Annotated in this window: 2 protein-coding genes; both read right to left on the reverse strand. The window is 59.4% G+C overall.

The genetic code is table 11. The features are described 5' to 3' along the window. Positions 1-3,260 (reverse strand): Ig-like domain-containing protein (locus BPSG_RS08370; RefSeq protein ID WP_162174659.1); only part of this gene is annotated, 3,260 nt, incomplete at its 3' end. Between the two features lie 217 nt (positions 3,261-3,477). After that, positions 3,478-3,803 (reverse strand): S-layer homology domain-containing protein (locus BPSG_RS07990; protein ID WP_162174660.1); only part of this gene is annotated, 326 nt, incomplete at its 5' end.

The following is a 3,803-nucleotide window of genomic DNA, read 5'->3' on the forward strand; positions in this document are numbered from 1 at the left end:
GCATACGAGGACGCCGAACCCACACCATGCAGCTTCGCCGTACGATACAGGAAGATCGCCATGTCCGCACGCGTCAACTTGTCGTTGTACCCGAAACGGCCATCCACATACCCGGTCGAGATGCCATTGGCAGCCAACCACTCGATCTCATCATGGAACGGCACACCAGCCGGCACATCAGAGAACCGATCAGACGACCCACCACCCTTCGTAACAGTCAGGACAATCGCAGCCGACTTGCCCGAAGCCGTCACCGTGATCGCCGTGATGCCCTCGCCCTTGGCGGTGACCTTGCCATTGCCGTCCACCGTGGCCACCGACGAATCCGACGACGACCAATACACCACACCAAGCGACGCATTCGCCGGAGTAGCCTTCACAGACAACTGCACCGTCTTGTTCTGCGCAAGCGTGAGCTTGTTGTTCGCCACACCAGTGCCGACAATCGCAACCGACTGCAAAACAGTGCCATTCGCCTGCACCGTCACGACAATGGAGCTCGACTTGTTACCAGCAGTGGCCGTAATCACAGCATTGCCAGCTTTGAGGCCACGCACGGCGCCGTTGTTGACGGTCGCTACCGCGGCGTTCGACGTGCCCCACACAACATCACGGTCAGTCGCATTCGATGGCGAGACAGTCGCGTTCAGGTTCAGGCCGGCGCCGACATTGATCGTCGCCTTGCCACCCGACACACCAGTACCTGAAACCGACACCGACGACACCGGAACATAATCAGATGCAACAGTCACCCTCACCGAAGCCGACTTGCCGCCGGCAGTCGCCGTGATCGTCGCCATACCGGCCTTGACGGCCTTCACGGTACCCGAAGCATCCACCGTCACGACCGACGTGTCCGAAGACCTCCACGACACCGCACGATCCGTCGCATTCGCAGGGGCAACCGTCGCCGAAAGCTGCTTCGAAGCACTTTCCTTGAGTGAGATGTTGCCTCCCGAAATCGAGACGGACGTCACGGGGATGATCGCCGTGCACGGGAACGCCCCTTCGGTGATCTTGCCGTTTTCGACAAGGATGCTGTCGCCGTTCGCCTTGTAGTTCTGGCTACCGTTGTTGTCCCACTGGCCTGCGCCGTTGTTGAAGACGAATTCAACCGCTTCCTGGTCCGGGTTCTCGATGGTGAATGACAGGTAGCCGTCGCAGGCCTCCTCCATCTTCACACCCGGAGCGGTCGTCCATGTGCCGGTGCCGACACGGTAATGGATGTAGGTCGAGTTCGCGCCGAATTTATCGGCGGGATAGTACACGGTCGTACCCTGTGGCGTGACGAGCTCGCCAGTCACCGTCACGGTGATCGATGCGGAAACACCTGCAGCGGTCGCGGTGATTGTCGTCGTGCCGGCCTTCTTGCCGCGCACGAGGCCATCCGAGGAGACCGTAGCCACAGCCGGGTCGGAGGACTTCCAGGAAATCGAACGGACGGTCGCATCCGCCGGCGTGACGGTCGCGTTGAGCTGCACGCTCGTCGTGGAGTTCAGATCCATGGAAAGACGGCCATTGTTCACACCGTTGCCGGAGATCGACACCGATTCGACCGGAGTCTGTGCACCCTTGTGGTAGGTGTAGGTACGGTTAATCGTCTTGCCGTTGTTGCCGGTGCCGGTCACCGTGACCGTCACATTCGCACCGCCGGCAGAGCCAGCGCCGATCGTAATGATGTCGCCGTCATTGAACGAGCCGGAAGCGCCTTCGGACGTGGTGTAGGAAGCGTTCGCCATGTTGAACGAACGCAGTGTGATGTCCTTCGTATCCTCGAAATCACCCTTGTTCGGCATTGCCTCAGCCGACGAGATCGGCGTCGTGTCGACCTTCGGCGTGTAGAACGCGGCGACAGTGTTCGCCTCGACGGAACCGGACGTGATCTTGCCGCCCGAGACGGTGATCGTCGAACCGGAGACTTCATCCTTGTACGTGCCGTTGTCGAGCTTCGTGCTCATGCCGGCGAGGTCCTGGCTGCCGCGGTCGGTCGTGGCGACGAGCACGCCGTCGTTCGACGCGTTGCCATCGGACTTGAAACGTTCGACCATCACGCAGTGGTCGCCGCCGCAATTCTGGATGTTCTCGTCGTTGCCGACCATCGCGTTACGGAAGTGGTTCGACGCGACGACGCCCGGCTGCTTCCAGTCGTCGGAGCCGACATCGCCGATCTTCGATTTCTCCGAGAACCATTCCTGCGTACCGCCCGAAGCGTATGGACGGTTGAAGAACAGCGTCATCGCCTTGCCGCGCGCGTTCATCGTCGCCCACGCGGTGCGCACCTGCTGTTCGGTGAACTTCTCCGACTGGCGATCGCAGTAGTTGTCGTGCGATTCAATCCACGTCACGAGCTGGTTGACCGGCGCATTGAGGCGGAAATCGGTGAAGAAACGCGTGTTGACGCTGCGGTCGTTCATCGAGTTGCGCATTTCCTGACCGTAATCGGAAGCGGTCACGCCACCGCCGTTGATCGAGGAATCGTTGAACATCGCCGCATAGTCGGTTTCACGCACGTTTTTGTCCTGGAGGACCTCGCCGTACTGGTACTGCGCGCCGTTCGGCAGGATTGTGTTCCAATACTGCGAGCCGCCGAATTCGTTCGTCAACTCGATGTGCTTCGCCGCGTCATACCGGAAGCCATCAGCGCCATCCGCCACGACCTTGCGGTAGAACTCGGCCATGCGCTGCGCGACTTCGCCGTTCTGCGTGTTGAGATCCCACAGGCCGGTCAGTGTGTGCTGGGTGCAATCCTCACGGTCGTTGTAATCGTTGATCGGGGCCTGCGGGTGGAAGTACTCCTTGTTCTGCCACGACGGGTCGATGACCTCCCAGTCGGAGGTGAAGTGGTTCGCGACGGCGTCCACGATCACACGCACGCCATACTGATGCGCGATATCGCACATCTCCTTGAACTCATCCTCGGAACCGAGGATGTAGTTGCCGATCGTGGTATTGATCGGCTGATAGATGTAGTACCAGTTGAGGTACCAGTTGCCCTTGCCGAGCTCGCTGTTGTCCTTGACAGCGGACACGTTGTTGATCTGGATGGAGGTATAGCCGGCCTGTGCTATCTCCTCCATGTGCTCCTTGATCGTCTGGAACGACCACATGAACGTATGCAGAGTTGCGCCGTCACGCATGTCCTTCGTCAGGCCGTACTTGTTGCGTGCGGCCTCGAACGAGGCATTACCAACAGTATCGGAATAGCTGTCACGCAACGGGGCCGCAGATGCGGTCTCCACTGCGCCTGCGGAAAGGCTCAAGCCACCGAGTAACGTTGCCGCGGCTAGCAGCCCTGCAATGGTCTTCTTTCTCAGACCATCGAAACGACTTGAAATTGACATTCGCTTCGTATCCTTAATCAGTTATGAAGTGCTGTATGTGTGCGACACAAAAAGAAAGAGGGAGGCTTGAGGTGTCGCTACTTCAAGCCTCCCCTATTCAGTGTTTCGTGTGGTTTAGGTGAAACACCTGGCTGGGTTAGATGAGTTTGTCGAGGCGGTACAGGAACGCGGCCATCGCCTTGCGCTCCATCTTCGCGCCGAACCCGAACGTGCCGTCCGGATTACCCAACGAAATACCCGACTTCGCCAACCACAGGATCTCCTTGGCCGCGAACGTGCCCTTGTTCACATCCTTGAACCGCGCATAATCCGCAGCCGAAGGCGCGAACGACGCCGCACCCTTCACACCAGCCAGCTTCGCATACCGGTACAGGAAGATCGCCATGTCCTGACGCGTCAGATGCGACCCGCCATTGAACTTGCCGTTCGACCCTGCGTGATGCCATGCTTGGCCAGCCACAG

The sequence above is a fragment of the Bifidobacterium pseudolongum subsp. globosum genome, from assembly GCF_000741295.1.
GTDB lineage: Bacteria > Actinomycetota > Actinomycetes > Actinomycetales > Bifidobacteriaceae > Bifidobacterium > Bifidobacterium globosum.